Consider the following 460-nt stretch of genomic DNA (forward strand, 5'->3'; position numbering starts at 1 on the left):
TCAAGGTTTTGCTGCGTTTGGCTGCGGGCATTCGCCACACTCTCTTGCAGCATGCTTTGCGTGTTGGCGCTGATGTTGCCGCGACTGGTGGTTTGTGAGCTGTCGTAGGTGGTGCGCCCATCTCCGTGTTGTGTGGTCACCGAGCCGTCTGGGTTTTGGGTGACTCCTGCTGTGTTTGAAATATTGTTTACTGAGTTGATAACTCATACGCGCGGTAATCAGTCTAAGGCTGCTAGGGTTTTAGGGATTAACAGAGGTAATTTCACCAAAAAGTTAAATCAGATCACAACTCGTGAATTTGGATCGGATGAGAGCTTATAAATAGGTATCCGCCTATTGGTACCCTAACGAGGGTGCAGAGATTAACCAACCCCCATGACCTCTCAATAAATCAATGGCAGTTGCTCTAATTCTCGCTTCAAGGAGCACTGGCGGTAATATACTCCAATTGCAAAGTAAC

The 460-nt window shown here is 47.6% G+C and carries 1 pseudogene; it reads left to right on the top strand.

Going from position 1 to position 460, the window contains the following annotated elements:
* Positions 1 to 144: 144 nt before the first annotated feature.
* A pseudogene (locus tag AB4503_RS25135) lies at positions 145 to 321 on the top strand (helix-turn-helix domain-containing protein); the annotation flags it as partial.
* Positions 322 to 460: the final 139 nt, after the last annotated feature.

The organism is Vibrio sp. 10N.222.55.B11, assembly GCF_041473705.1.
In the GTDB taxonomy this organism is placed as follows: domain Bacteria; phylum Pseudomonadota; class Gammaproteobacteria; order Enterobacterales; family Vibrionaceae; genus Vibrio; species Vibrio crassostreae_C.